Source organism: Chryseobacterium sp. KMC2, from assembly GCF_016756935.1.
GTDB classification, from domain to species: Bacteria; Bacteroidota; Bacteroidia; order Flavobacteriales; family Weeksellaceae; genus Chryseobacterium; species Chryseobacterium rhizosphaerae.
Genome location: NZ_JAESIT010000010.1, coordinates 1 through 23,476 on the forward strand (window position 1 = coordinate 1; position 23,476 = coordinate 23,476).

Annotated in this window: 24 protein-coding genes and 1 riboswitch; of the genes, 9 read left to right on the forward strand and 15 right to left on the reverse strand. The window is 37.2% G+C overall.

The window, feature by feature from the left end:
- The 11 genes from JML65_RS13020 to JML65_RS13070 all read right to left on the reverse strand — a co-directional run.
- Positions 1 to 710: radical SAM protein (locus JML65_RS13020; protein ID WP_410669414.1), on the reverse strand; the 710-nt coding region annotated here is incomplete at its 3' end.
- 9 nt (positions 711 to 719) lie between these two features.
- Positions 720 to 1,496, reverse strand: a complete 777-nt coding sequence (locus JML65_RS13025; protein WP_202271106.1) for a thiazole synthase — start codon at positions 1,494 to 1,496, stop codon at positions 720 to 722.
- Positions 1,497 to 1,567: 71 nt separating this feature from the next.
- Positions 1,568 to 2,194 carry a thiamine phosphate synthase gene (locus tag JML65_RS13030; protein WP_202271107.1) on the reverse strand — a complete coding sequence of 209 codons (627 nt, stop codon included), beginning with the start codon at positions 2,192 to 2,194 and terminating at the stop codon, positions 1,568 to 1,570.
- 40 nt (positions 2,195 to 2,234) lie between these two features.
- A complete protein-coding gene (locus JML65_RS13035) occupies positions 2,235 to 2,822 on the reverse strand; it encodes a thiamine phosphate synthase (RefSeq protein WP_202271108.1) in 588 nt (195 codons plus the stop codon).
- Positions 2,819 to 4,630 (reverse strand): phosphomethylpyrimidine synthase ThiC, encoded by a 1,812-nt coding sequence (thiC, locus tag JML65_RS13040; protein ID WP_084087042.1) that lies wholly within the window; start codon positions 4,628 to 4,630, stop codon positions 2,819 to 2,821. Before thiC ends, JML65_RS13035 begins: the two co-directional genes overlap by 4 nt.
- 24 nt (positions 4,631 to 4,654) lie before the next feature.
- Positions 4,655 to 4,861: a sulfur carrier protein ThiS gene (gene thiS, locus JML65_RS13045; protein WP_047491705.1), complete on the reverse strand. Its 207-nt coding sequence runs from the start codon at positions 4,859 to 4,861 to the stop codon at positions 4,655 to 4,657.
- A gap of 57 nt (positions 4,862 to 4,918) precedes the next feature.
- Positions 4,919 to 5,016: riboswitch (TPP riboswitch) on the reverse strand.
- A gap of 100 nt (positions 5,017 to 5,116) precedes the next feature.
- Positions 5,117 to 5,953 (reverse strand): hypothetical protein, encoded by an 837-nt coding sequence (locus JML65_RS13050; protein ID WP_202271109.1) that lies wholly within the window; start codon positions 5,951 to 5,953, stop codon positions 5,117 to 5,119.
- A gap of 15 nt (positions 5,954 to 5,968) precedes the next feature.
- Positions 5,969 to 6,649, reverse strand: a complete 681-nt coding sequence (locus JML65_RS13055) for an RluA family pseudouridine synthase (protein WP_202271188.1) — start codon at positions 6,647 to 6,649, stop codon at positions 5,969 to 5,971.
- Between the two features lie 8 nt (positions 6,650 to 6,657).
- Positions 6,658 to 6,975 (reverse strand): hypothetical protein, encoded by a 318-nt coding sequence (locus JML65_RS13060; protein ID WP_202271110.1) that lies wholly within the window; start codon positions 6,973 to 6,975, stop codon positions 6,658 to 6,660.
- 3 nt (positions 6,976 to 6,978) lie between these two features.
- Positions 6,979 to 7,794, reverse strand: coding sequence for a 3-methyl-2-oxobutanoate hydroxymethyltransferase (panB, locus tag JML65_RS13065; protein WP_047491717.1), 816 nt, complete (start codon positions 7,792 to 7,794; stop codon positions 6,979 to 6,981).
- A gap of 62 nt (positions 7,795 to 7,856) precedes the next feature.
- Positions 7,857 to 8,570, reverse strand: coding sequence for a Crp/Fnr family transcriptional regulator (locus JML65_RS13070; RefSeq protein ID WP_034692595.1), 714 nt, complete (start codon positions 8,568 to 8,570; stop codon positions 7,857 to 7,859).
- Positions 8,571 to 8,659: 89 nt separating this feature from the next.
- Between JML65_RS13070 and JML65_RS13075 the strand changes: the two genes are divergently transcribed.
- The 9 genes from JML65_RS13075 to JML65_RS13115 all read left to right on the forward strand — a co-directional run bounded on the left by JML65_RS13075 (position 8,660) and on the right by JML65_RS13115 (position 18,316).
- Positions 8,660 to 11,038 carry a heavy metal translocating P-type ATPase gene (locus JML65_RS13075; protein ID WP_047491972.1) on the forward strand — a complete coding sequence of 793 codons (2,379 nt, stop codon included), beginning with the start codon at positions 8,660 to 8,662 and terminating at the stop codon, positions 11,036 to 11,038.
- A 109-nt stretch (positions 11,039 to 11,147) separates the two neighbouring features.
- Positions 11,148 to 11,360, forward strand: a complete 213-nt coding sequence (gene ccoS, locus JML65_RS13080) for a cbb3-type cytochrome oxidase assembly protein CcoS (RefSeq protein ID WP_047491719.1) — start codon at positions 11,148 to 11,150, stop codon at positions 11,358 to 11,360.
- Positions 11,361 to 11,381: 21 nt separating this feature from the next.
- Complete coding sequence (gene ccoN, locus JML65_RS13085) at positions 11,382 to 13,643, forward strand: cytochrome-c oxidase, cbb3-type subunit I (RefSeq protein ID WP_047491722.1); 2,262 nt, start codon at positions 11,382 to 11,384, stop codon at positions 13,641 to 13,643.
- A gap of 16 nt (positions 13,644 to 13,659) precedes the next feature.
- Positions 13,660 to 13,860, forward strand: a complete 201-nt coding sequence (locus JML65_RS13090) for a cbb3-type cytochrome oxidase subunit 3 (RefSeq protein ID WP_027373015.1) — start codon at positions 13,660 to 13,662, stop codon at positions 13,858 to 13,860.
- 10 nt (positions 13,861 to 13,870) lie between these two features.
- Complete coding sequence (locus JML65_RS13095; RefSeq protein WP_202271111.1) at positions 13,871 to 14,752, forward strand: cbb3-type cytochrome c oxidase N-terminal domain-containing protein; 882 nt, start codon at positions 13,871 to 13,873, stop codon at positions 14,750 to 14,752.
- A gap of 95 nt (positions 14,753 to 14,847) precedes the next feature.
- Positions 14,848 to 16,302 carry a cytochrome c oxidase accessory protein CcoG gene (ccoG, locus tag JML65_RS13100; RefSeq protein ID WP_202271112.1) on the forward strand — a complete coding sequence of 485 codons (1,455 nt, stop codon included), beginning with the start codon at positions 14,848 to 14,850 and terminating at the stop codon, positions 16,300 to 16,302.
- A gap of 86 nt (positions 16,303 to 16,388) precedes the next feature.
- A complete protein-coding gene (locus JML65_RS13105) occupies positions 16,389 to 16,841 on the forward strand; it encodes a FixH family protein (protein ID WP_047491730.1) in 453 nt (150 codons plus the stop codon).
- The gene (locus JML65_RS13110; RefSeq protein WP_047491732.1) at positions 16,832 to 17,557 is read left to right on the forward strand and encodes a sulfite exporter TauE/SafE family protein; all 726 of its coding nucleotides are present in this window, start codon (positions 16,832 to 16,834) and stop codon (positions 17,555 to 17,557) included. Before JML65_RS13105 ends, JML65_RS13110 begins: the two co-directional genes overlap by 10 nt.
- 21 nt (positions 17,558 to 17,578) lie before the next feature.
- Positions 17,579 to 18,316: a hypothetical protein gene (locus tag JML65_RS13115; protein WP_202271113.1), complete on the forward strand. Its 738-nt coding sequence runs from the start codon at positions 17,579 to 17,581 to the stop codon at positions 18,314 to 18,316.
- A 52-nt stretch (positions 18,317 to 18,368) separates the two neighbouring features.
- Here the strand turns inward: JML65_RS13115 and serS are convergent, their stop codons facing one another.
- The 4 genes from serS to JML65_RS13135 form a co-directional block, all read right to left on the reverse strand.
- Positions 18,369 to 19,637, reverse strand: a complete 1,269-nt coding sequence (gene serS, locus JML65_RS13120) for a serine--tRNA ligase (protein ID WP_202271114.1) — start codon at positions 19,635 to 19,637, stop codon at positions 18,369 to 18,371.
- Between the two features lie 65 nt (positions 19,638 to 19,702).
- Entirely contained in the window at positions 19,703 to 20,224 is a 522-nt protein-coding gene (locus JML65_RS13125; RefSeq protein WP_047491741.1) for a hypothetical protein, read from the reverse strand.
- A gap of 39 nt (positions 20,225 to 20,263) precedes the next feature.
- Positions 20,264 to 22,162: an asparagine synthase (glutamine-hydrolyzing) gene (gene asnB, locus JML65_RS13130; protein WP_202271115.1), complete on the reverse strand. Its 1,899-nt coding sequence runs from the start codon at positions 22,160 to 22,162 to the stop codon at positions 20,264 to 20,266.
- Between the two features lie 60 nt (positions 22,163 to 22,222).
- A complete protein-coding gene (locus tag JML65_RS13135) occupies positions 22,223 to 23,476 on the reverse strand; it encodes a lipopolysaccharide biosynthesis protein (RefSeq protein WP_202271116.1) in 1,254 nt (417 codons plus the stop codon).

A 23,476-nucleotide genomic window follows, 5' to 3' on the forward strand; every position in this document is an offset into this window, starting at 1 on the left:
AAAAAACTGTCTACCCGCCAATCTTCCAGCCCTAGCAGAACTCCCAGTCCTATTTTATGAATACCTGACCTCCCTATTCTATCCGGGGTATCCAGGCGAAAATCAAAATTGGATTTCTTTCCTTTCGGATGGTATTCTTTGTATACTTCCTGATGATAAGTTTCCTGATATACCAATACCGAATGGACTCCCTCTTCATGCAAAAGTTTATATTCCTCTTCTGCTAAAGGCTGTACTTCGATGGAAATATTGGAAAAATGTGGTCTTAATAAACGGACCGCATTCTGAAAATAAGGAACCCCCACTATTTTGTTAGCTTCCCCACTTACCAGCAATATATGATTCACTTCCATAGACTTCAGTACCGAAGCCTCTACCATGAGTTCTGTATCGGATAGTGTTTTCCTCTTTAAGTTATTATCCAGGCTGAAGCCGCAATAGGTACAGATATTCTGACATTCATTGCTGAGATACAGGGGTGCATATAACTGAATGGTTTTCCCAAAACGTTTTTGGGTTAGCGCCTGTGTCATTCTAGCCATCTGTTCCAATTCTGAAGCGGCAGCCGGAGAAAGCAGGTTCAGAAAGTCTTCAAGGGTTTTATTTTTTTTCTGAAGGCTGATTTGAACATCAGACAGACTTACTTTTTCAAGCTTATTCTTTACCTCATCCCATTGAAATTGTTCAAAAACATCTTTAAAGCTTTTCATATCATGATTTTATTCAAATAAAAAGGAAGTAAGAGGACTTGATGCTTCTGCATGATCTGCAATTGCTCCCAACCCGGATTCAAAGGCTCTTCTTCCGGCAATAACCCCTTCTTTAAATGCAACTGCCATATTAACCGGATTTCTTGCTACAGCAATAGCCGTGTTCACAAGAACGGCATCTGCCCCCATTTCCATTGCTTTTGCAGCATCAGAAGGTGCTCCTATTCCTGCATCTACAACAACGGGTACATTACTTTGGCTGATGATAATTTCTAAAAAATCTAATGTTCTTAACCCTTTATTGGTTCCGATAGGTGCTCCTAAGGGCATAACCACAGCTGTTCCGGCATCTTCAAGACGTTTACATAAAACGGGATCTGCATGGATATAAGGCATCACTATAAATCCCAGTTTTGCAAGCTCTTCCGTAGCGTACAAGGTTTCAATAGGATCAGGCAGCAAATATTTGGGATCAGGATGAATTTCCAGTTTCACCCAATTGGTCTCCAGTGCTTCTCTGGCTAATTGGGCTGCTAATACGGCCTCTTTTGCCGTTCTGGCCCCTGAAGTATTAGGAAGGAGATGAACATGGGTTTCTCTTAATGACTCAAGCAAATCGTCTTCTGCCGACTGCGCGTCAATTCTTTTCAATGCCATGGTCACCATATCTGTTCCTGAAGCGACAACAGATGATGTCATATCTCTAAGACTTCCAAATTTTCCTGTTCCTAAAAACAATCTTGATTCAAAGGCCCTGTCTGCTATTATCAATTTTTGATTATTCATATTCTCTATTTATTTTTCCCAAGAAGTACAGTCTTTATTTTAGACTTTTCTTTACTTGTCTAAAAGTTTCGTTACTGGCAATTGTATATCATTGCCTTTTTTAATGTGTTAATAATAGATGGTTGTTTTGTGATCTCTCCTGAAACGGAAATCCCATAAATCCCGATTTGCTGTAATGGCACAATATCTTCAAGGGTAACACTTCCAATGGCAAATATTTTAGGAATCTCTAAGGATCTTTCTTTCAGGTGATCAATGATCTTCTGATATCCTTCAAAGCCCAGAACGGGGCTCAGTTTTTCTTTGGTGGCTGTAAACCTTAATGGTCCTAAACCAATATAGTTACACGGCTCATGCATCCTTTGAAGAACATCAGCTATCGTATTTGCCGTCCCCCCGATTATTTTATGCTCTCCCAAAAACAGTCTTGTTTCTTTAACAGATCCGTCATTCAATCCCAAATGAACACCATCTGCATCAATCTCCTTTGCTAGCTGCACATTATCATTAATAATAGAGACCGCCTCATATTCTGAACATAGCTGTTTTGCAATTTCACAAAGACCGGTCAATTCTCTTTCTGGAGCATTTTTCCATCGCACCTGTACCCATTTTACTCCATGGTCTAAAGCTTTCCTGATATTTAGCTCCTGCTCTTCTTTTGTATTTCCCTGTGATATGTATTGTAATTTTTCCATAGGTAGTAAGTATCCCGCTAAAGAGGGATCCGTTTTTTAATTATAAAAAGACTTTTTTTCTGCATTTCATAAAAGCTTCTAATGGTTCTTCACGTTCCCAGATACCGCCAAGCAAAGCAGCTCCATCTGCACCGGCATCAAAAACTTTCTGAATATTCTCCGCATCAATGCCTCCTAAAGCAATCAGTTTTACATGCTCATTATTCCGGGAGTTTATATCCTCCATAACAGTTGTATTTTCACCATATCCTTTTTTAGAAATACTTGGAAAGAATGGGCTTATGAAAGCATATTCCCATTCTTTTTCTAACCTGTTATATACTCTGATATCATGTACTGAGGTTGATATTGTATGCTCTTCCACCACAGGTTTATATTTCTTTTCTTCCCGATCAGCTTCCCTATAATGAAACCGTGATATATTATGTTCTTTTCCAAGCTCATAATGCGTATGCAAAACCAATTGAGGATAAAAAGACTGATCAATATTGCTGATAAAAGCAGTCAATTCACTTTTGCTGATCCCGGGTTTTCTGATATGAAGTAAATCCAGACCTTCCTGAAACATCTGATTAATAATCTCAGCTTCATTGGGAAATTTCTGTTCGGGAGTAATCACAAGGATCATATATAAATTTCCTTCCCTTTTTCGATAAATTCCTGAGACTTGTCCAGCATTCCTTGTTCTGCGGATTCCCTGATTTCCTGAGTGATTTTCATAGAGCAGAATTTTGGTCCGCACATAGAACAGAAGTGGGCAATTTTTGCTCCTTCTGCAGGAAGAGTCTCATCATGATAAGCTCTTGCCGTATCCGGATCCAGCGAAAGATTAAACTGATCTTCCCATCTGAATTCAAACCTGGCTTTACTTAATGCATTATCCCTGTATTGTGATCCTGGATGTCCTTTTGCCAGATCTGCAGCATGCGCAGCCAGTTTATAAGTGATTACCCCATCTTTAACGTCTTTTTTATTCGGAAGACCTAAGTGTTCTTTGGGAGTTACATAACAAAGCATGGCACATCCGAACCATCCAATCATTGCTGCTCCAATTCCTGAAGTAATATGATCATAACCCGGTGCGATATCCGTTGTCAAAGGGCCTAATGTATAAAATGGAGCTTCGTGGCATTCTTCCAGCTGTTTATCCATATTTTCTTTAATCATATGCATTGGAACGTGGCCGGGACCTTCAATCATTACCTGTACATTATGTTTCCATGCAATTTTTGTCAGCTCTCCTAAAGTTTCCAGTTCAGCAAATTGTGCGGCATCATTAGCATCCGCGATGGATCCGGGACGAAGACCGTCCCCAAGAGAAAAAGCGACATCATACTTCTTCATGATCTCACAAATCTCTTCAAAATGGGTATATAAAAAGTTTTCTTTATGATGGAAAAGGCACCATTTAGCCATGATAGAACCTCCCCTGGACACAATTCCTGTTACTCTATTGACTGTCAAATGAATATACCTTAATAAAACTCCGGCATGAATGGTAAAATAAGAAACTCCCTGTTCTGCCTGCTCGATCAGAGTATCTTTAAAAACTTCCCATGTAAGGTCTTCAGGCACTCCTTTTACTTTTTCCAATGCCTGATAAATAGGAACTGTACCGATAGGCACCGGGCTGTTTCTGATAATCCATTCTCTTGTTTCATGGATATTCTTTCCTGTGGACAGGTCCATGATGGTATCAGCTCCCCATCGGCAGGCCCATACTGCTTTCTCTACCTCTTCATCGATGCTGGAAGAAACAGCACTGTTTCCTATATTCGCATTAATCTTTACCAAAAAGTTCCTCCCAATGATCATGGGTTCGCTTTCCGGGTGATTGATGTTATTGGGAATAATAGCTCTTCCTGCTGCAATTTCATCTCTTACAAATTCCGGAGTGATTTTACCTTTCGGAGTATTTGCGCCAAAGCTGTTTCCCGTATGCTGAAAAGCCATCTCTTTTGAAACCGTTCCAAGCTGTTCAATACGTTGGTTCTCTCTAATCGCCACATACTCCATTTCAGCGGTGATGATTCCCTGTTTTGCATAATACAGCTGGGTAAGTTCCTTACCTTCCTGGGCAACTTTGGGTCTGTGATCATAAGAAAAACGCAGTTCATCAAGACGTGGATCTGCTAAACGGGCTTTTCCGTATTCAGATGATATTCCACTCAGGATGTTTACATCTTTTCTGTCTAAAATCCATTGTTCTCTTATTCTCGGAAGGCCTTTTTGAATATCAATTTCTGCATTGACATCCGTATAAGGACCTGAAGTATCGTAAACCGTTACAGGAGCATTGTCTTCAAAGCCTCCTTTCGTAAGCTTGGTGGGACTAAGTGCTATTTCACGCATTGCTACATTGATAGGATGTATTGTTCCTTCAACATAGATTTTCTTTGAGTTCGGAAATGGCGAACACGTAATTGAATGAGCCATAAATATTGGTATTAAATATGAAAATTAGCCGCCTTGAGTGGCAGTAATGATTAAAACTGAATCTTGATCTTTGAGAAATGTCTCTGCCCAGGCGGACAGTGGAATAATACGGTTGTTTACAGCTACAGCAATCCCTTTTTTCTTTCCGGGGAGTTCCATAGCCAGTAATGCTTCCAGATTATCGGGAAGTATATCAAATGTTTTTCGTGTGTGGTTGATTATAAGTTCCATTCCTAATAATTTAAATATACTTTAGGAATGGCCATTATTGTACAATAGAATGCACAGCAAAAGTCATCTGCTTTTCCCTACGCTGGTATAATCCAGATCAGGTTCAAAGGGTAAAGTCTCAGTCTGTTGGTCAACAGACACCCCTAAAGTCTGGGACGAAGGTAGGTATTTTTTCAGAACGGGCAAAATTGAATTTTCCTTAAACAAAAAACCACCTCAAAATTGAGATGGCCTATTTATCTGTACTAATTATTTTTAATAGTAAAGTTTTACATTTCCATTAGAGTCATACTGATTCACCCATTTTGATTCTCCAATTCCACTGTTATATAGTTTTACCTCTTTTTGAAAGTTATTTTTTGATAGTGAAAAATAAAAGTATTCTTCAAAAATCTGCAACTTTTTAAAAGGATTGGGGGCTGTATCAAAATTACTGAACTCTACTGTATTTTCTATGTAAAAATCAACGTTATTATGCCTTTCTACTTCAACAGATTTTTTCAGATTTCCTATATTATCATAAGTAAATCTTTTAGCTATTGTCCAAATAAAGTCATCAGGGTCAGTCGGATCATAAGGCATGTTTGGAAACATTGTTAAAATTTCAATGAGTTTCCCAGATGAATCATAACTATAATTCAGGTGTTTATCAAAATACGGATTATCTACTGAAGGAATAATAGATTTCATTATTCTTCCCTGATTGTCAACTTCAAATGTTCTTTTATTGATTGGGACAATATAGTCAGGGCTACTGCTGAATGTAGAAATAGAAATTATATTCCCATTATAGGAAACACTGGTATAAATGTCTTTAGAAAAATGTGTAGAGTTATATCCTGTATTAGGATCAATAAATATAAAACCTCCCACTTTTTTAGCAACCCTTCCCTGAGAATCATATTCAAAATAGATATTAGGGTCTGTCATATTTCCCACCCCATTAGGTGATAAAACCGGAAAGTTCCAGGATATTTTATTAGGACGATCCACAGTTCTTTGCTGTGGATTTTCTGTCAATATTTCATCATTATTACTAGAACAAGATGCAAAAGCCATTAATATGGCAAAGCACAATAATTGAATTTTCATGTATTTTAGTTTTTTTTACTCCTCACAAGCTCTCCAGATTGCATCATTTTGCGGAACCGGTGCTGTAATTTCGATCTTTTCTTTGGTTACCGGATGAATGAACTCCAATTTTCTTGCATGAAGATTAATTCCTCCGTCAGGATTAGAACGGGGTGCCCCATATTTAAGATCTCCTTTGATGGGAATTCCTGTTTTAGATAATTGGGCACGGATCTGATGATGTCTGCCTGTTTCCAGATCAATTTCAAGAAGTATATAATTATCAAGTGTTTTAATAACATGATAGGTTAAAATCGCTTCTTTAGCTCCTTCTGTCACTTTTGGAAAAACAATAGCTTTATTGTTTTTTTCATTTTTCTTTAAGTAATGAACCAGCCTCTGGCTTTGTGGAATTATTTCTTTTCCTACCACAGCCCAATACGTCTTTTTAACCTCACGGTTTTTGACCATTTGAGTCAGGCGGGAAAGTGCTTTGGAAGTTTTAGCATAGATTACCAATCCTGAAGTAGGACGGTCTATACGATGAACCAAGCCGAGAAAAACATTCCCCGGCTTAGCATCTCTTATTTTTATAAAATTCTTTATAGATTCTAATAGTGATTCATCGCCGGTTTTATCTCCTTGTACAAGTTGACCGACTTTTTTGTTAACCACCAGAAGATGGTTATCTTCATATACAATCTGCTCCTTCATAATTCTTCAGTCTATCTTCTTCTATTGGACAGCGAAAGAATAATCCCCCCCAAAAGGCCAATGGTTTTAAGTGCTGAAAGTTTTGAATCTTCAGGTAGAAAGGCTCCGATAACACAAATTCCTGCCGCAGCATACATGGCATAGACAAAGTTTTTATTGGTAAGCAATGGGGCCTGGATAAAGAAACTGGCCCCTATCAGTACATAAAAAACTTTTCGGGAAAGCAGATGATTGATTTCCGGAGAAAAAAAATTAAACCAGCCTATAGCAAGACAAATAAGTGCTGCGATAGATAAGATTCCCTGGATAGATTGTTGTTGATTTTGCATAGATTAATAACTTTCGTTTTCGTTTGGAAATTCTACAGTCTTTACATCTTTCACGTATTGAGCAACAGCTCCTGTTATTTCAGTATAAAGATCAAGGTATCTTCTTAAGAATTTCGGACTGAACCCTTTATTCATTCCCACCATATCATGATAGACCAAAACCTGTCCGTCACAGTCTGCTCCGGCGCCAATTCCAATAGTAGGGATAGAAATACTTTCCGTTACTCTTTTAGCCAGATCAGCAGGAATTTTCTCTAAGACTACAGAAAAACATCCCAGTTCTTCCAAAAGCTGTGCATCAGCAATCAGTTTCTCTGCTTCTGCTTCATCTTTTGCTCTTACTTTATAGGTTCCGAATTTATAAATAGATTGTGGAGTTAATCCCAAATGTCCCATTACAGGAATTCCTGCGTTCACAATTTTCTTTATTGATTTAGAAATTTCTTTTCCCCCTTCAATTTTTACGGCATGGGCTCCTCCTTCCTTCATCATTCTTACTGCAGATTCCAATGCTTTTTCAGGGTTACTCTGATAAGTTCCGAAAGGCAGATCCGCAATAACCAACGCTCTATCAGTTCCTCTTACCACACTTTGAGCGTGATAAATCATCTGATCCAGGGTAATAGGTAATGTGGTTTCAAAACCAGCCATCACATTTGCTGCAGAATCTCCAATCAAAATAGCATCTACACCGCCAGCATCTACCATCTTTGCCGTGGTAAAGTCATAGGCTGTAAGCATTGTTATTTTTTCCTTGTCGAATTTCATTTTACGCAAGGTTTCAGTCGTAACTTTTTTAATTTCAGAGTGAACAGACATAATTTATCTATTTTTAAAAGTTAAAAAGTCGGCCTTCAGCCGACTTAAATTTTGTATGATTTTTATAAAACTACGTGACCGAGTTTCATGAGTTTGTCGTGATTTAAAATCTTGATATTTCTTCCGTCTACTTCAATCAGGCTATCCTGTTTGAATTCTGAGATCAGACGGATGGCACTTTCTGTAGCGGTACCAATAATATTGGCAATTTCTTCTCTTGTCAGGGAAATCTTAATAAAGCCTTCCGGATCTACTCCCAGCTTCTGCTCCAGAAGCAGCAGTATTTCAGCCAACCTTTCTCTTACGGTTTTCTGTGCAAGGAATGTAATGGTGTTAGAAGATTCTCCTAATTCGTATGAAATTTTTTGAAGCATGACAAAAGAAAGCTGTGGATCTACCTCTAAGAGATACATAAAGATATCTGCAGGTAGAAAAACACATTCAATATCTGTCATTGCTTCGGCTTTGGCTTGGAAGTTTTCTCCACAAAGCAAAGAACGATAGCCGATGATATCCCCTTCTTTGATAAATCTTAAAATCTGATCTTTTCCGAATGCTCCTGATTTTGATAATTTGGCCGCACCTTTTTCCAGGACGAATACTCCTTTTGGAGTTTCTCCATCCTCAAAAATAGTGTCATGTTTCTGAAAACTTAATTTCTTTTTGCCATTAATATATTTTTCAAAATCTGCGCTAGAAAGTCTTTCCTTAAATGATTTATCATTAAAAACTCTGGCGAACCTCTCTTCAATTGCTATCTGTTGTTCCTGCGGCATTTTATATGATATTTATCACAAAAATAGAACTTTTTAACACGATAAACAAAAAAAATTGTTATAATTTTGTAGTTCAATATTTTATGGTGGTGAGCGAGAACTGTTTTCATTGTGGTCAAGGTATAGAAAAAGAGAGAATTTTGTTTGATGAAAGGACTTTCTGTTGCAACGGATGTAAATCTGTTTACGAAATCCTGAATTCGAACAATTTAAGTAACTTTTACGAGCTTAATAAGGGTGCCGGAATTCGTCCCGGTGATGAAAACTCTACACAGTTCGATTACCTGGATACCCCTGAAATTTTCGATAAGGTCACCGACTTCTCTGAGGGAAACACCAGTCTTGTAACTTTCAAAATCCCTGTAATCCACTGTTCTTCATGTATATGGTTACTGGAAAGCCTTCATACCTTAAATAAGTACATTAAGTATTCACAGGTTAATTTCACAAGAAAAACCCTACAGATCTCTTTTAATCATAAAGACTTACCATTAAGCGAGCTTGCCAATTTTTTAACTAATCTGGGATACAAACCGGTCATCAGTCTTGAAACAGCCGAAAAAAATGTTGATCACCTCGACAAATCTCTTCTTGTAAAATTTGCTATCGCAGGTTTCGCATTTGGGAACGGAATGTTCCTTGCCTTTCCTGAATATGTAGGAGGTGAAGATTACTGGATGGAACATTATAAAGGGCTTTTCAGAGTACTGATGTTTTTACTCGCCTGCCCCGTTGTATTTTATTCCGCTTCAGATTACTATAAATCAGCATGGTACGGTTTAAAAAATAAAATCGTCAATATTGATGTTCCTATTGTATTGGGAATATTTGTTCTTTTCGGAAGAAGTATTTATGAGGTGGCTACCGACTACGGTCCGGGATATTTCGATACACTGTGCGGCCTTTTATTCTTTATGCTGATGGGTAAGCTTTTCCAAAAAAGAACATACAGTGCCCTTTCGTACGACAGAGATTACAAATCTTTTTATCCTATTGCCGTAACGAAGGTTGACTTTGAAGGAAAACAGGACAACATTCTACTTTCTGAAGTCAAAGTAGGAGACAGAATATTGGTTAGAAACCAGGAAATCATTCCGGTAGATGCCATTCTGATCAATGGTGAAGGAAATATTGACAACAGTTTTATTACCGGAGAAAGTGAAAGCATCAGCAAACAGCCGGGAGATAAGATTTTTGCCGGTGGAAAACAGGTAGGATCATCTCTGGAACTGGAAGTTATTAAAGATGTAGACCAAAGTTATCTGACACAGCTTTGGAATAAAGAAGCCTTTAAGAAACATGAAACGGGGCTTGACACCCTGACCAACAACATCAGTAAATACTTCACATTCATTATTTTAGGCATCGCGGTCATTTCCGGAATTTATTGGTCATTTATTGATTTATCAAAAATGTTTCAGGTTATTTCAGCAATTCTGATTATCGCCTGCCCTTGTGCGCTCGCGCTGTCCGCACCGTTTACTTTCGGTCACATTATGAGGATTTTAGGTAGAAATAAATTCTATGTAAAAGATACGTTAACGATTGAAAAAATTGCTAAGCTGGATACCATTGTTTTTGACAAAACAGGAACAATTACCCATAGAAAAAAGTCTAATATCAAATATGACGGTTCTGAGATTGCTGAATTTGACTTACTAAATATCAAGACGTTATTAAAGAACTCCAATCACCCTCTCTCAAAATCACTCTATGAATTCATAGAAGTCAATGATAATTATTTCCCTGTAGAAAACTTCAAAGAAATTTCAGGAAAAGGATATGAAGCAAGCATAAGAGGAAATCTTTACAAAATAGGTTCTGCACGTTATAATAACCAGGAACCAAAGAATCTTGAAACCGCAGTTTTCATTAGTAAAAATGATCAGTTTCTAGGAAAATTCATCTTCAAAAATGAATACCGCCCTAGGCTTAAAGATTTATTCAATAAATTAACCCACTACAAAATATTTATCCTTAGTGGCGACAACTCCTCAGAAGAAACTCAACTTCAGGAACTTATCCCCAACTACAAAGGAATGGCCTTTAATCAAAGCCCGGAGGATAAGCTGAATTATATTAAAAACCTTCAGGATCAGCATATGAAAGTAGCCATGCTGGGAGATGGATTAAATGATGCCGGTGCGCTGAAACAGAGCAATGTAGGTATTGCCATTGCAGATGACACCAACAGCTTTACCCCATCTTCTGATGTCATTATGAATGGTGAAAAAGTAGTCAGTCTTGACAATTACCTGAACGTATGTAAAGGATCGATCACCATTGTGAAAATGACATTCATAATCAGTTTTCTGTACAATATAGTTGGTTTAAGTTACGCAGTTACAGGACATATGCACCCTCTTTTCGCCGCTATCATTATGCCGGCGAGCTCTATAACTGTGGTTACCTTCACTACACTTTCTACCTGGATTTTAGGTCGAAAATATTTTAAAAAACGCGCTTAAAAGCCCTTATTTAGACTGATTTTAAATTAGCTGAAATCGGCATTTCGTGATGAATGTCATTATTTTTCACTAAATTTGAACCCCGAAAATAGGTTAATTTTGTTGTCCAATGGATATTCTATATTTAATGATCGTTTGCAGTGTTTCCTTAGCTGCGATTTTCTTGGTCGTATTTATAGTGTATGCCCGGAAAGGACAGTTTGAAGATGATGAATCTCCGGCTGTCAGAATCCTTTTTGATGATGAAAGAATCGAAGAAAAAGATGAAACTGGCGACAAGAATAAAGACGAAAAAGAAATAGGAGAAAATAATAAAAATTGAGAAAAATAGTGAATAGTTGATATGGAAACACAAAAGTTTAGTTATGACAATAGTATTGTCCGTGCGTTCCTCTATGCGACCATCATCTTTGGTTTTATAGGGTTTACGTTTGGGCTTACGGCGGCATTAATGCTTTTCTACCCGGAATTACCTGAATTCTTATTCGGTACAGATGATACAACCATTAATAGTTTATCATCCGGTAATATCCAAGGGTTAATAAACACTCATGGGGCGTTTGGATTTGGTAGAATCAGGATGTTGCACACCAATACCGTAATCTTCGCGTTCGTGTGTAATATTGTTTATGTTGGAGTATATTACTCTACGCAAAGATTATTAAAAACAAGAATGTATAGTGATACATTATCATGGTTACATTTCTGGACTTGGCAGTTTATGATCGTTGCTACGTTCATCACCTTCTTTATGGGGATCAATACTTCTAAAGAATATGCTGAACATGAATGGCCGATCGACATATTGATTGCTTTCTCATGGATCATTTTCGGGGTTAATATGATTCTTACTATTTCGAAAAGAAGAGTAAGACACTTGTATGTAGCAATCTGGTTCTATTTGGGTACCTGGGTTGCAGTAGCAATGCTTCATATTTTCAACAACCTTGAAGTTCCGTTATCATTCACTGGCTGGAAGTCTTATTCTGCTTATGCAGGAGCAAAAGATGCCATCGTACAATGGTGGTATGGTCACAATGCTGTAGCATTCGTATTGACTACTCCGGTATTAGGTTTAATGTATTATTTCTTACCAAAAGCAGCAGACAGACCAGTTTTCTCATATAAACTGTCTATTATTCACTTCTGGTCATTAATTTTCGTATATATCTGGGCTGGTCCTCACCACCTTCAGTATACAGCACTTCCGGCATGGGCACAGGCAGTAGGAACAGGATTCTCTATCATGCTTATTGCACCGTCTTGGGGAGGAATGTTAAATGGTCTTCTTACCTTAAGAGGAGCTTGGGATAAAGTAAGAGAAAATCCTATCCTTAAGTTCTTCGTAGTAGCTGTTACTTGTTATGGTATGGCAACGTTTGAAGGACCGCTTTTAGCAACTAAAAACATCAACAAAATTGGTCACTTTACAGACTGGGTTATCGGTCACGTACACTTAGGAGCTCTTGGATGGAATGGTTTCATGGCATTCGGGGTTATCTATTATCTGGTACCAATTATGTGGAGAACAAAAATTTGGTCTGTAAAATTAGCTAACTGGCATTTCTGGTTAGGGACATTAGGAATTATTTTCTATGCAGTACCAATGTATATTTCAGGATTCACACAAGGATTAATGTGGAAACAATTCAACCCGGACGGAACATTATTATGGAAAAACTGGTTGGATACTGTAACGGCTATTATCCCTTACTTTAAAATGAGATTCTTAGGAGGTCTATTCTATATTTCAGGAGCTATCCTAATGATCGTAAACGTAATTGCTACGGTAAGAAAAGGATCATTCCAGAAAGAAGTACCTGCAGAAGCTCCAGCTTTAGCAAATATTGGTAACAAACGTAAAGAAGGAGAAGGATTCCACCTTTGGTTGGAAAGAATGCCATTATTGTTAACCGTATTATCATTGTGTACAATTTCAATAGGAAGTATGGTGGAGATTATCCCTACCCTATCTCTTAAGAAAAGTGTTCCTACCATTTCAGCAGTAAAACCTTATTCTCCGCTTGAATTAGAGGGTAGAGATATTTATATTCGTGAAGGATGTAATGCATGTCACTCTCAGATGATCAGACCGTTCAGAGATGAGATTACCAGATTTAACGGTAAAAACGGACAGTACTCTAAAGCAGGGGAATTCATCTATGACAGACCATTCTTATGGGGTTCTAAGAGAACAGGACCGGATTTACATAGAGAAGGAGGTAAAAACCCAAGTTCTTGGCACTACAAACACATGTATAACCCAAGATCTACATCAGCAGGTTCTATCATGCCACGTTACCCTTGGTTGATCGCTACTAATCTAGACAGATCTAAAATGGTAGACAAAATGAAGCTAATGAAGAATACATTCGATGTACCTTATACAAAGGCTCAAATTGATTCTGCAGACCAGTGGGCGAATAACCAATCGGCAAAAATTGTAAAAGATATCTTCTCTGAAGCAAATGACTTGAAAGAGGCTTATGCTAAGAGACCTCAGGGAGAATTGGAGAAAAAAGAAATTGTTGCTCTTATTTCTTACCTACAGAGATTAGGAACTGATATCAAAACAACAGAAATCAAAACAGCAAGTAATAACTAAACATTAAAATGTTCATATGATTCCTCAGAACTTTAAAGATATATTATCCAATACAGAAAATGCTGGTTTCTACCAGACCCTGGCTCTAATTTTCTTTATGCTGTTCTTCGTTGCTTTGATAATCTATGTTTTTAGCAAGCCTAAAAAATATTACAAAGAAGAAGAAGAGGCACCACTTGGGGATGATGAAGATGACGATTTTAATTTAAAAAATTAAACTATTTTTTATGAAACAAAGAACACCTGTTGTCGTAAACATCTTGATAATAATTGGACTTTTAATAGTTTTTTATTATTTATTTGTACAGAGCTACGCATTCCTAGCTTCACCTTATTTCTGGGGAACTGTAGTGATCGCTGGTATCTTGGCATACATCCATAGTTCGATTGGAGATTTGATTGAAAACAACAAATTCAAAAAATTATCTCCGGAAGAAAAAGCAGCTTATTTAGCTGAAAAGAAAGTTCCTTTCTTAAGAAGAATGTATGATGCAGCTTTCAAAAAGCAATCTGAAACTGAAGAAAAGGATATCCTTATTGACCACGGTTTCGATGGAATTATGGAGTTGGACAACCAATTACCGAAATGGTGGGTAGGTTTATTCTATTTTGGGACTGCTTTTTGTATTGTATATATTGCCGCTTATTCATTTACAGATTTCGCTCACCCGTTAAGCGAATATGAAAAAGAATACAAAGAGCAATTGGCAAGCATTGAAGAATATCAAAAAACTCAGCCTCCTGTAACGATTGAAACAGCTAAATATTCAGCTGATAATATCGCAGAAGGTAAAGAATTATTCAAAACAAACTGTGCATCTTGTCATAAAGAAGACGGTAGTGGAGGTATCGGACCAAACCTTACTGATAACTACTGGATCAATATGCCAGAGAAGACTTTATTCAAGAACGTTTTCCATATGGACTGGAATGGTTCGCCTACTAACCCGGCGATGAGAGCATTCGGTAAAAACGGAGAAGTTTCAGGTGCCGAGATTGAGAAGATTGCAGCGTATGTATATCACATCAATCAAGAGCAACCACCAGTGACTCAGGCTCAGGGAGGAGCAGCTCCTCAAGGAACTGAAGCACATTGGGAAAAAGAATAATTTAAGAAATTAGAAACATATGAAAAAAACATAATTTGTTATTAGCTAAAAAATAGTAACGAATTATGTTTTTTCTTTTTTAAACCTAGTACAATATGTCAGACATAGAAGAAATAGAAGCAAGAGGCGGACAGGGGCAAGTTCTGGACCCTGAAACTTACAGAGATTCTATCGGGACAATGGAGCAATCCGGGAAAAGAAGATGGGTGTTCCCAAGAAAACCTAAAGGGAAATACACCAATTATAGAAACCTTGTAAGCTACGCTTTACTCATTATTTATTTTTCACTGCCATTCATCAAGATCAATGGTAATCCATTGCTGTTATTTAATGTTATAGACAGAGAATTTTTCATCTTTGGACAACCTTTCTATCCACAGGACTTTTTTATCCTTACTTTAGGAGCCATCGCATCTTTAATCTTTATTATTGTTTTTACGATTGCATTCGGAAGAATTTTCTGCGGGTGGATATGCCCTCAGACAATTTTTATGGAATCTATCTTCCGTAAAATCGAATATCTGATTGAAGGAGACCGAAACAAGCAAATGAAGCTGGACAGACAGGAGTGGAATAGTGAGAAAATCTGGAAAAGAAGCTTAAAATGGACGGTGTATATCATTATATCACTTATTATCACTCACTTTATGTTTATGTATATTGTGGGTTATGAAGAAGTACTTAGAATTGTCTCTGAAGGGCCGTTTGCTCATCCTACCAATTTCATAGTAATGATTCTCCTTACGGCTGCATTTTATTTTGTATTTGCATGGTTCAGAGAACAGGTTTGTACACTGGTTTGCCCTTATGGAAGACTTCAGGGGGTACTGATTGATAAAGATACGATCAACGTTTTCTACGATTTTAAAAGAGGGGAAAACAGATCAAAATGGAGAAAGGGTGAAGACAGAAAAGCTGCAGGTAAAGGAGATTGTATAGACTGTCACCAATGTGTAGTGGTATGTCCTACTGGAATTGACATCCGAGACGGGCAGCAGCTGGAATGTATCAACTGTACAGCGTGTATTGATGCCTGTGATGAAGTAATGGAAAAGGTAGGTCTTCCGAAAGGGCTTGTAAGATATGCTTCTGAAAATGAAATTGAGCAAGAGACTCAGTTTAAATTTACCGGAAGAATGAAAGGCTTCTCGATATTCCTATTCCTTTTGGTAGGATTCCTGGGATATCTTCTTTACAGCCGTGGCGAAATGGAAGCAAAATTCATTAAACCTGCAGGAAGTACATTCTTTGTAAGGGATGGAAAAATTACCAATACCTACAATTATACTTTCCTTAATAAAACAAACGATAAGAAAATTGTAACCATAAAGGTCATTAATCCTGCCCATGGTGAGATCATTTACAGTGCATCAAGTAAAATTCAGGTAGACAGAGATAAAATCTCTAAAGGAACCATCAATATCAGTTTCCCTGAAGATGAGATGAAACTTTCTAAACAGAATATTACCATTGGTGTTTACGATATGAAAGGCAAGCTGATCGATTCCTATCAGACCTATTTTGAAGGACCTTTCAAACTACAATTTTAATTTTTACGAAACCTCAGGGATTCAAAGAGTATTAATCAGGGAGGTTTTTGAGTATCATAAAAGACAAATAAAAAAATCCGGAAAAAATGAAGAACTTTAGTTGGGGACATGGTGTTGTAATCGCATTATTTGCATTCATAGTTTTTATATTATCCATGTTATTTCTTTTCCCGAACGGGCAGAAGAATTCTGAGATGGTCACTGATAATTATTATGAAGAGGAACTACAGTACCAGGATGTAATTGATGCTAAGAAAAAGGCTGACAATCTGCAGGAAAAGCCTGCGTATAGCCAGGATACCAATGGAATAAAAATCACTTTTCCAAAAGAATATGATAATTCTAATACAACGGCTAAATTTGTTTTAAACAGAACCGATGATCAGAATTTAGATATCAAAAAGTCTGTACAGCTTGATGCTGACCATACTTTCGTAATACCTGCACAGGTATTGAAAATGGGTAACTATACCCTAAGACTGAGCTGGACAAAAGATAAAACAGACTACAGAATGGATTATGATGTAATATGGAAATAGGACTTGTCATATCAGCTATTGCTTTAGGCTTTGCTTCCGGCTTTCACTGTATCGGAATGTGTGGCCCTATTGCCTTATCGATGGGACTCACAAAGAAGCAGGCCGCAAATTTCTATCTTCAAAATCTCACTTACCAATTCGGAAGGATATTTACCTATTCTTTATTAGGAGCTCTTCTGGGAATTATTGGACAGGGTTTTGAGATGGCGGGATTTCAGAAATACCTGACGATTACCGCAGGGGTTCTGCTGATTATTATGGCTGTATTTTCTTTTGGGGGAAAAGATTTTGCTTCAAAAATCCCTTTTCTTTCCAAATTTTTATATTCTGTAAAATCAAATTTAGGAAGGCTGCTTCAAAAGGCAGATTACCGTTCCAGATTTACAACAGGTATTCTTAATGGCTTTCTTCCGTGTGGAATGGTCTATATGGCTTTAACAGCCAGCCTGGCAGGCGGAGGAATATGGCAGGGAGCCGCATATATGGCTTTATTTGGTTTAGGAACCCTACCGTTCATGTTTGCTATTGTTTTAGCCGGAAATCTCATGAATCAAGCCTTTAGAATAAAAGTCTTAAAAGCTGTTCCTGTGATCATGATTATCCTGGGAGGATTATTCATTCTAAGAGGCCTGGAACTGGGAATACCTTACGTTTCCCCAAAAGCAGAAGCCATGACGATATCCAAAGATCCCAATGGAGCTGTAAACTGCCATTAAAAAGAAACTTAAAATAGAACCATGAAGAAAATGATTGTCTTATTTCTGATAAGCCTCTTTATGCTGGAATCCTGTAGTGTCAACTCTGAGATTATCTATCATCAGGATGCCTCCTCTACCTCTGCAACGGATATTGATACCAGAGAGTTTATGGCAGAAATGAAAGCAATGACTCCTGACTCCCTGAAACAGAATGAATTTGCAGAGATGGATAAGCTCCCCACTACCTGGACAAGCATCTATGAGCTTGAGAAGCAGGAAGGGAAATTAAAAACAGCGAATCCGGACACCATCAGAATCATGAAAAAGATTTTCATGAAATCTAAAAAAGAAAACAATCAGCCTTCTGGCTTTGCCTTTAAAATGGAACATTTCACCCCTGAAGACTATCGGGCGCTGAAAAACTTTACCAAGGAGGAAAAGCTCCCTCTCGATCAGAATATTTTCAATAGCTGGGATGGAAAAACACTGACTATAGACACAGAAAATTTTAACCTTAAAAATATTGAAGAGGCCCTTCGTACCAAGACATCAAAAGAAGAATCCGAAAAAATGGAAGGCATGATGACGATGTTTTTTAAAAACATAGGAACTTCTTTAAAATTTGAGAACAAAATAAAATCTATTACAGGAAAACATGACTGGCTGAAGCAGACCGATGATTATTCGGTAAGGATAGAATATGATCTGAAAACTTTATATGATACAGAAGCAAAGCTCAAAAATGCAGACCAAAAGATTGTTATCATAACAGAATAAATAGAGCCCACCAAATGAATTGGTGGGCTCTATTTTATTTAGTTTCTATTGATTAGTTTATCACTTCAAATCTTGCGTACTCAGCAATTTTCTTAGGAAGTTTGATTCCTTCTGCAGTTTGATTGTTTTCAAGCAATGCAGCCATAATTCTTGGCAATGCCATTGCAGATCCATTTAAGGTGTGAACCAGCTGAGACTTACCATCTGCTTTATAACGGCATTTCAGTCTGTTAGCCTGGAACGTTTCAAAATTAGATACAGAACTTACTTCCAACCACATTTCCTGAGCGGCACTCCACACTTCAAAATCGTAGGTCATTGCAGAAGCAAAACCTGTATCACCACCGCAAAGTCTTAATACTCTGAAAGGAAGTTCAAGATCAGTAAGAATTTCTTTGATGTGTTCTACCATTTCTTCTAAAACAGCATAAGAATTTTCCGGTTTTTCAATTCTTACAATTTCTACTTTTTCGAATTGGTGAAGACGGTTCAGTCCTCTTACATGAGCTCCGTAGCTCCCCGCCTCTCTTCTGTAACACTGAGAAAAAGCTGTATTTTTAATAGGAAGATCTTTCTCATCAAGCAATACATCACGGTAAAGATTGGTTACCGGAACCTCTGCCGTTGGAATTAAATATAGTTTATCTTCATTGATATAGTACATTTGTCCTTCTTTATCAGGCAGCTGACCTGTTCCAAATCCGGATGCTTCATTTACTACGTGAGGGGGATTTACTTCTGTATATCCTTTATCAACATTTTTATCAAGGAAATACTGAACCAAAGCTCTCTGTAATCTGGCTCCTTTACCCAGATAAACAGGGAAACCGGCTCCCGCAATTTTCACTCCCAATTCAAAATCAATCAGGTTATATTTTTTTGCCAGTTCCCAGTGAGGAATAGCCCCTTCGCCAAGACCTTCCACTGTATGAGACTGGAAAATAATTTCGTTATCATCTGCAGAAGCTCCACTCTTTACCAATTCATTCGGTATGTTGGGAAGTTGGTATAAAATATCCAATAAAGCAGCTTCTTTTGCTTCTAACTGAATTTTCAATTCTGAACTCGACTCTTTGTACTGTGCTGTTTTAGATTTTGCCGATTCCGCCTCTTCTCTCTTTCCTTCCTTCATCAAAAGTCCAATTTCTTTGGAGATTTTGTTGATCTCGGAAAGCTGGGAATCTAATTCAAACTGGATTCTTTTTCTTTCTTCGTCAGCAGCGATAGCCTCGTCTACCAACTCAAGATTCTTGAATTGTCTTTTCTTAAGACCTTCTAAAACGCGCTCTTTATTGTCGCGCAAAAAATTGACTTGTAACATTTTATTGAGATGTTAAATATTAGAAAGTTAGCTTCAAATAAACTAACAATTGTACAAATTTAAAATTATTTTGTGATAGTAAAGGTATTTATCGAATTTGGTTGATCTGCTTCTTTGGAAAATTGCAGCACATCATTGTAATATACTTTAGATACCTGGAATAAAGTGGGTGTTTTACGATACTCGATTCTTAATCTGTCTGTGATAGTATCTGCGACATTATTCACAGTTCTTCTTAAGCCAAGCGTCATTACAGAATAGTAAGAATTGCCTGTTCCCGGATTATCCGGACTCACAGAATCCAGCCTTTTTCTTTTTGCCCCCGCAATATATTCCATATAAAATGTAGAATCAGCCCTCATTCTCAGCGGAATATTAACAGGAGAAATATCTCTGTCTCCTAAACTGTCGTTCACCGAATACCCGCTAAATGATCCTGGCTTTTTGCTATTCAACAAATCCTGCCCTGCACTATTAACCATATAAATATTCATGATCTGATCAATCCTTTGTAAAGATTCATCATCACTTTTACAACTTAAAAGTGCGAAAGCCATAACCAATATTCCAAAAACAAAATTTCTCATTCACAACAAAGATAAAATATTAATCTTTAGACTCCTTCTTTATTTCTCAAAATATTTCTGGTACCATAGCTCAAAAGTCACCAGCTGCCAGATTTTCACCCAGTCATATTCATTTTCCAAACGGTTCCACCATTCATCAATAACTTCTGTTTTGAAAAAATTTCTTTTTTTCAGGCTCTCAAGATTTTCAATAATAAAATTTCTGATTTTTTGTTCATTCTTAATAAAGTGGTTAAGAGGGAAAGAAAAACCTCTTTTTGACATATTCAAAACTTCGGAAGGAAGATATTTTTCTGCTGTTTTACGTAATAAAGGTTTATTTTGAATACCATTAAACCTGAAATGCTCCGGCAAAACCGCAACATAATCTATCAAGCGGTTACTGAGATAGGGATAACGAAATTCTACCCCATATTTCATGGCACTCAGATCGTCTCTGAAAACATGATGAGAAGAGAGAGAATATTTTATATCATACTCAAAATAACCTGAATAATTTTTTGATTCTGATAAATGATAACCTGCAAGGTCCGAATCAATATTTTTATAAATGTCTGATGTTATTATATTTTTCGCCTCAAAAGGGGTCATACTGATCTGGCTCTGACGGAAAAAATCAAACATAAAATCCTGAGAAAAATAGTTTTTAACCTTCCTGGAAAAAGGGTCTTTCGTGAAAATAAAATGTCTGGTAAAATTAAAATTCCTCATCAAAAGCCATTTCTTAAGCTTCAGTGTATGGGAATAACCTCCAAAAAGCTCATCTGCCCCATTTCCGCTCAACACCACTTTTATACCATTATCTTTCGCATATTTTGCAGCATTGATCAGCACTTCAAGGCTACAGTAGGGTTCTTCAAAATGCTGTATATTTTCTTTCAACTGGTCTAAAACATCTTCATCGCTCACTTTTTCAACCTTATGCAGAACTCCAAAATGTTCGGCAGCCAGAGAAGCATTTTGTATCTCCTCTTCAGAAAAAGGATAGGAAATAGTGTATGTGTTGATCCTGGCATTAAAAGGTTTTGATTTAGCGGCAATTAGCGTAGAATCAATGCCACCACTCATCATGACCGCTACAGGAACATCCGCATACAGCTGTTCCGATATGCTTTCAGACAACAAATGATCTATGGTTTTTACAGCTTCTTCTTCAGAAATACCCTGCTCCATCTTTAAAGGCAGCTTCCAAAATTTTTCAACAGTCAGTTTCTGATCTGGTAAACTAATGGTCATTACAGAAGCAGGTTCTAAAGAAAAAATTCCTTTAAAACAGGTTTTGGGAGCTAATGTCGTCTGAAAAAGGAAGTTGGTATATACTCCATCCCAATTGATTTCAGTCGTTACCAGTTCATTTTTCAAAATGGCCTTTATTTCTGAAGCCCAAACTATCCCCTGCTCACTTTGATGATAAAAAAGAGGTTTCATTCCTACTCTATCCCTAGCTACCATAAGTTTCTGTGTACTGAGATCCACAATGCAGAGAGCAAACATTCCATCCAGCTTTTCAAACATGCCCGTGCCCCATTCCTGATAAGACTTCAGCAGTACTTCAGTGTCGGAAGATCCATCAAAGTGATACCCCAATATCTGAAGTTCTTCCCTGAGCTTTCTGAAGTTGTAAATCTCCCCATTGAAAGTAATTACAACCTGCTCATCTTCGGTAAGCATAGGCTGATGCCCTTTTTCAGAAAGATCAATAATAGAAAGTCTTCGAAATCCTAAAGCAATTTCTGACTTATCATCTTCCAGAATCGGAAACTGTTCTTTTATTTTCGGAGTAGAATCACTTCCGGAAAAAGAGGTTCCCTTTTTTTTGTCAGACAGCCAAAAGCCTTCATCATCCGGGCCCCGATGTTTAATGGCCTGATTCATCTCTAAAATATTTTTAGAGGAAATACTTTTATGAAATGAACAATAACCGCTGATTCCGCACATACTAGATCTTAATAGGGTTGTAAAAATAGGAAAATGACTTTATTTGCTGGCTACAAGGACCTATTTCTTTATAAATTTTGCTTTTAAAAGATGGATCTCTTCTTTTGAGATCATAAAATCATTCAGTTTAAATTCCGTAGAACGGTAAAACTTCCGGAATAACAGGAATGCAGAAGCTAAATAAGAAAATGTGGTCACAAAACATGCCCCCAAAATTCCCCATCTTGGTATGGCTATAAAAGAAAAAACAACTGTAATCACCAATCCCACAATTGCCTTTACATTCAGTATTTTAAGTTCCCTGATCCCTGAAAAATAATATCCGATCATATCACTTACCGCAATAGCAAAAATACCGGGAGATAAAAGAAGCATAATTTCTTTGGTATTCCTGAATTCTCTTCCGAAGATCATTTCGTAAACCTGAGCAGGAATAATGATGATTCCCAGGACAAAACCCAGCATGAGAATAAACGTCAGCTTAAGTGAAGATTTCGTCTTTTCTATAGATTCTTCCCTGCTTTTACTGTTGACAACATCGGAATATAAAACCACGGCAATACTTCTGGTAATGGTCCATATGGCTTCTGAAAAGGTAATCCCGATCGAAAAAATCCCTACACTTGCTATCCCCTCAAAATGTTCGAGGAAATAAAATGAAAGCCTGTAATTAAGAAACTGGACAAATGCACTCAATTGTGTTTTCCAGCCATATTCAAACATATTTCTTGAAACTTCTTTTGAAAAAGATATTTCCGAAATACTACATTTTCTCATAATTTGAAAAAAGCTGGTGAAAAATAAAAGTCCAAGGCATCCAATCTGGGCAAGGAAATACACAGAAACATCTTTAATATTGAAAAGATAGATGAAAATTCCAATAAAGACAATATGCACCAGCTGTTGTAAAACTGTATAGATATTAAACTTTCTAATATTCTGGGTTCCAACAAATAAATTGATATTTGTGGATAGTAATGAAGAAAAAACGGAGATACCGATAAGGTAAGGAAGATAGCCACTCTGAATTGAGGCAAAACTAAAGGCAAGAGGAATTAATATACCTGTCACAAGAGACCATAGATAGGCATACAGCAAAACTTTTTCAATCTTAAACTTCGAAACAAAATAAGAAGTACTGCTGCCTGAAAAGATACTGCTGAAAAAGCTTACTGCTGCAGCATTGGCAATGACAATAGAAATGGTTCCCTTTCCCTCACTTCCCCACATATTCGTGGAATAAATAACCAAACCAAAACTCAGGATCAGAATCAGAAAGCGCGAAATAAAGGTTTTAATAACAGTAAGCTTCAT

Coding starts and splice junctions, on each gene's coding strand:
- JML65_RS13105 (WP_047491730.1), top strand. CDS start 16,389: ATGAAGAACTTTAGTTGGGGACATGGTGTTGTAATCGCATTATTTGCA.
- JML65_RS13070 (WP_034692595.1), bottom strand. CDS start 8,570: ATGCCGCAGGAACAACAGATAGCAATTGAAGAGAGGTTCGCCAGAGTT.
- asnB (WP_202271115.1), bottom strand. CDS start 22,162: ATGTGCGGAATCAGCGGTTATTGTTCATTTCATAAAAGTATTTCCTCT.
- JML65_RS13035 (WP_202271108.1), bottom strand. CDS start 2,822: ATGATCCTTGTGATTACTCCCGAACAGAAATTTCCCAATGAAGCTGAG.
- JML65_RS13095 (WP_202271111.1), top strand. CDS start 13,871: ATGAAACAAAGAACACCTGTTGTCGTAAACATCTTGATAATAATTGGA.
- JML65_RS13060 (WP_202271110.1), bottom strand. CDS start 6,975: ATGCAAAATCAACAACAATCTATCCAGGGAATCTTATCTATCGCAGCA.
- JML65_RS13115 (WP_202271113.1), top strand. CDS start 17,579: ATGAAGAAAATGATTGTCTTATTTCTGATAAGCCTCTTTATGCTGGAA.
- JML65_RS13030 (WP_202271107.1), bottom strand. CDS start 2,194: ATGGAAAAATTACAATACATATCACAGGGAAATACAAAAGAAGAGCAG.
- JML65_RS13050 (WP_202271109.1), bottom strand. CDS start 5,953: ATGAAAATTCAATTATTGTGCTTTGCCATATTAATGGCTTTTGCATCT.
- panB (WP_047491717.1), bottom strand. CDS start 7,794: ATGTCTGTTCACTCTGAAATTAAAAAAGTTACGACTGAAACCTTGCGT.
- JML65_RS13110 (WP_047491732.1), top strand. CDS start 16,832: ATGGAAATAGGACTTGTCATATCAGCTATTGCTTTAGGCTTTGCTTCC.
- serS (WP_202271114.1), bottom strand. CDS start 19,637: ATGTTACAAGTCAATTTTTTGCGCGACAATAAAGAGCGCGTTTTAGAA.
- ccoS (WP_047491719.1), top strand. CDS start 11,148: ATGGATATTCTATATTTAATGATCGTTTGCAGTGTTTCCTTAGCTGCG.
- thiS (WP_047491705.1), bottom strand. CDS start 4,861: ATGGAACTTATAATCAACCACACACGAAAAACATTTGATATACTTCCC.
- JML65_RS13135 (WP_202271116.1), bottom strand. CDS start 23,476: ATGAAGCTTACTGTTATTAAAACCTTTATTTCGCGCTTTCTGATTCTG.
- thiC (WP_084087042.1), bottom strand. CDS start 4,630: ATGGCTCATTCAATTACGTGTTCGCCATTTCCGAACTCAAAGAAAATC.
- ccoN (WP_047491722.1), top strand. CDS start 11,382: ATGGAAACACAAAAGTTTAGTTATGACAATAGTATTGTCCGTGCGTTC.
- JML65_RS13090 (WP_027373015.1), top strand. CDS start 13,660: ATGATTCCTCAGAACTTTAAAGATATATTATCCAATACAGAAAATGCT.
- ccoG (WP_202271112.1), top strand. CDS start 14,848: ATGTCAGACATAGAAGAAATAGAAGCAAGAGGCGGACAGGGGCAAGTT.
- JML65_RS13125 (WP_047491741.1), bottom strand. CDS start 20,224: ATGAGAAATTTTGTTTTTGGAATATTGGTTATGGCTTTCGCACTTTTA.
- JML65_RS13025 (WP_202271106.1), bottom strand. CDS start 1,496: ATGAATAATCAAAAATTGATAATAGCAGACAGGGCCTTTGAATCAAGA.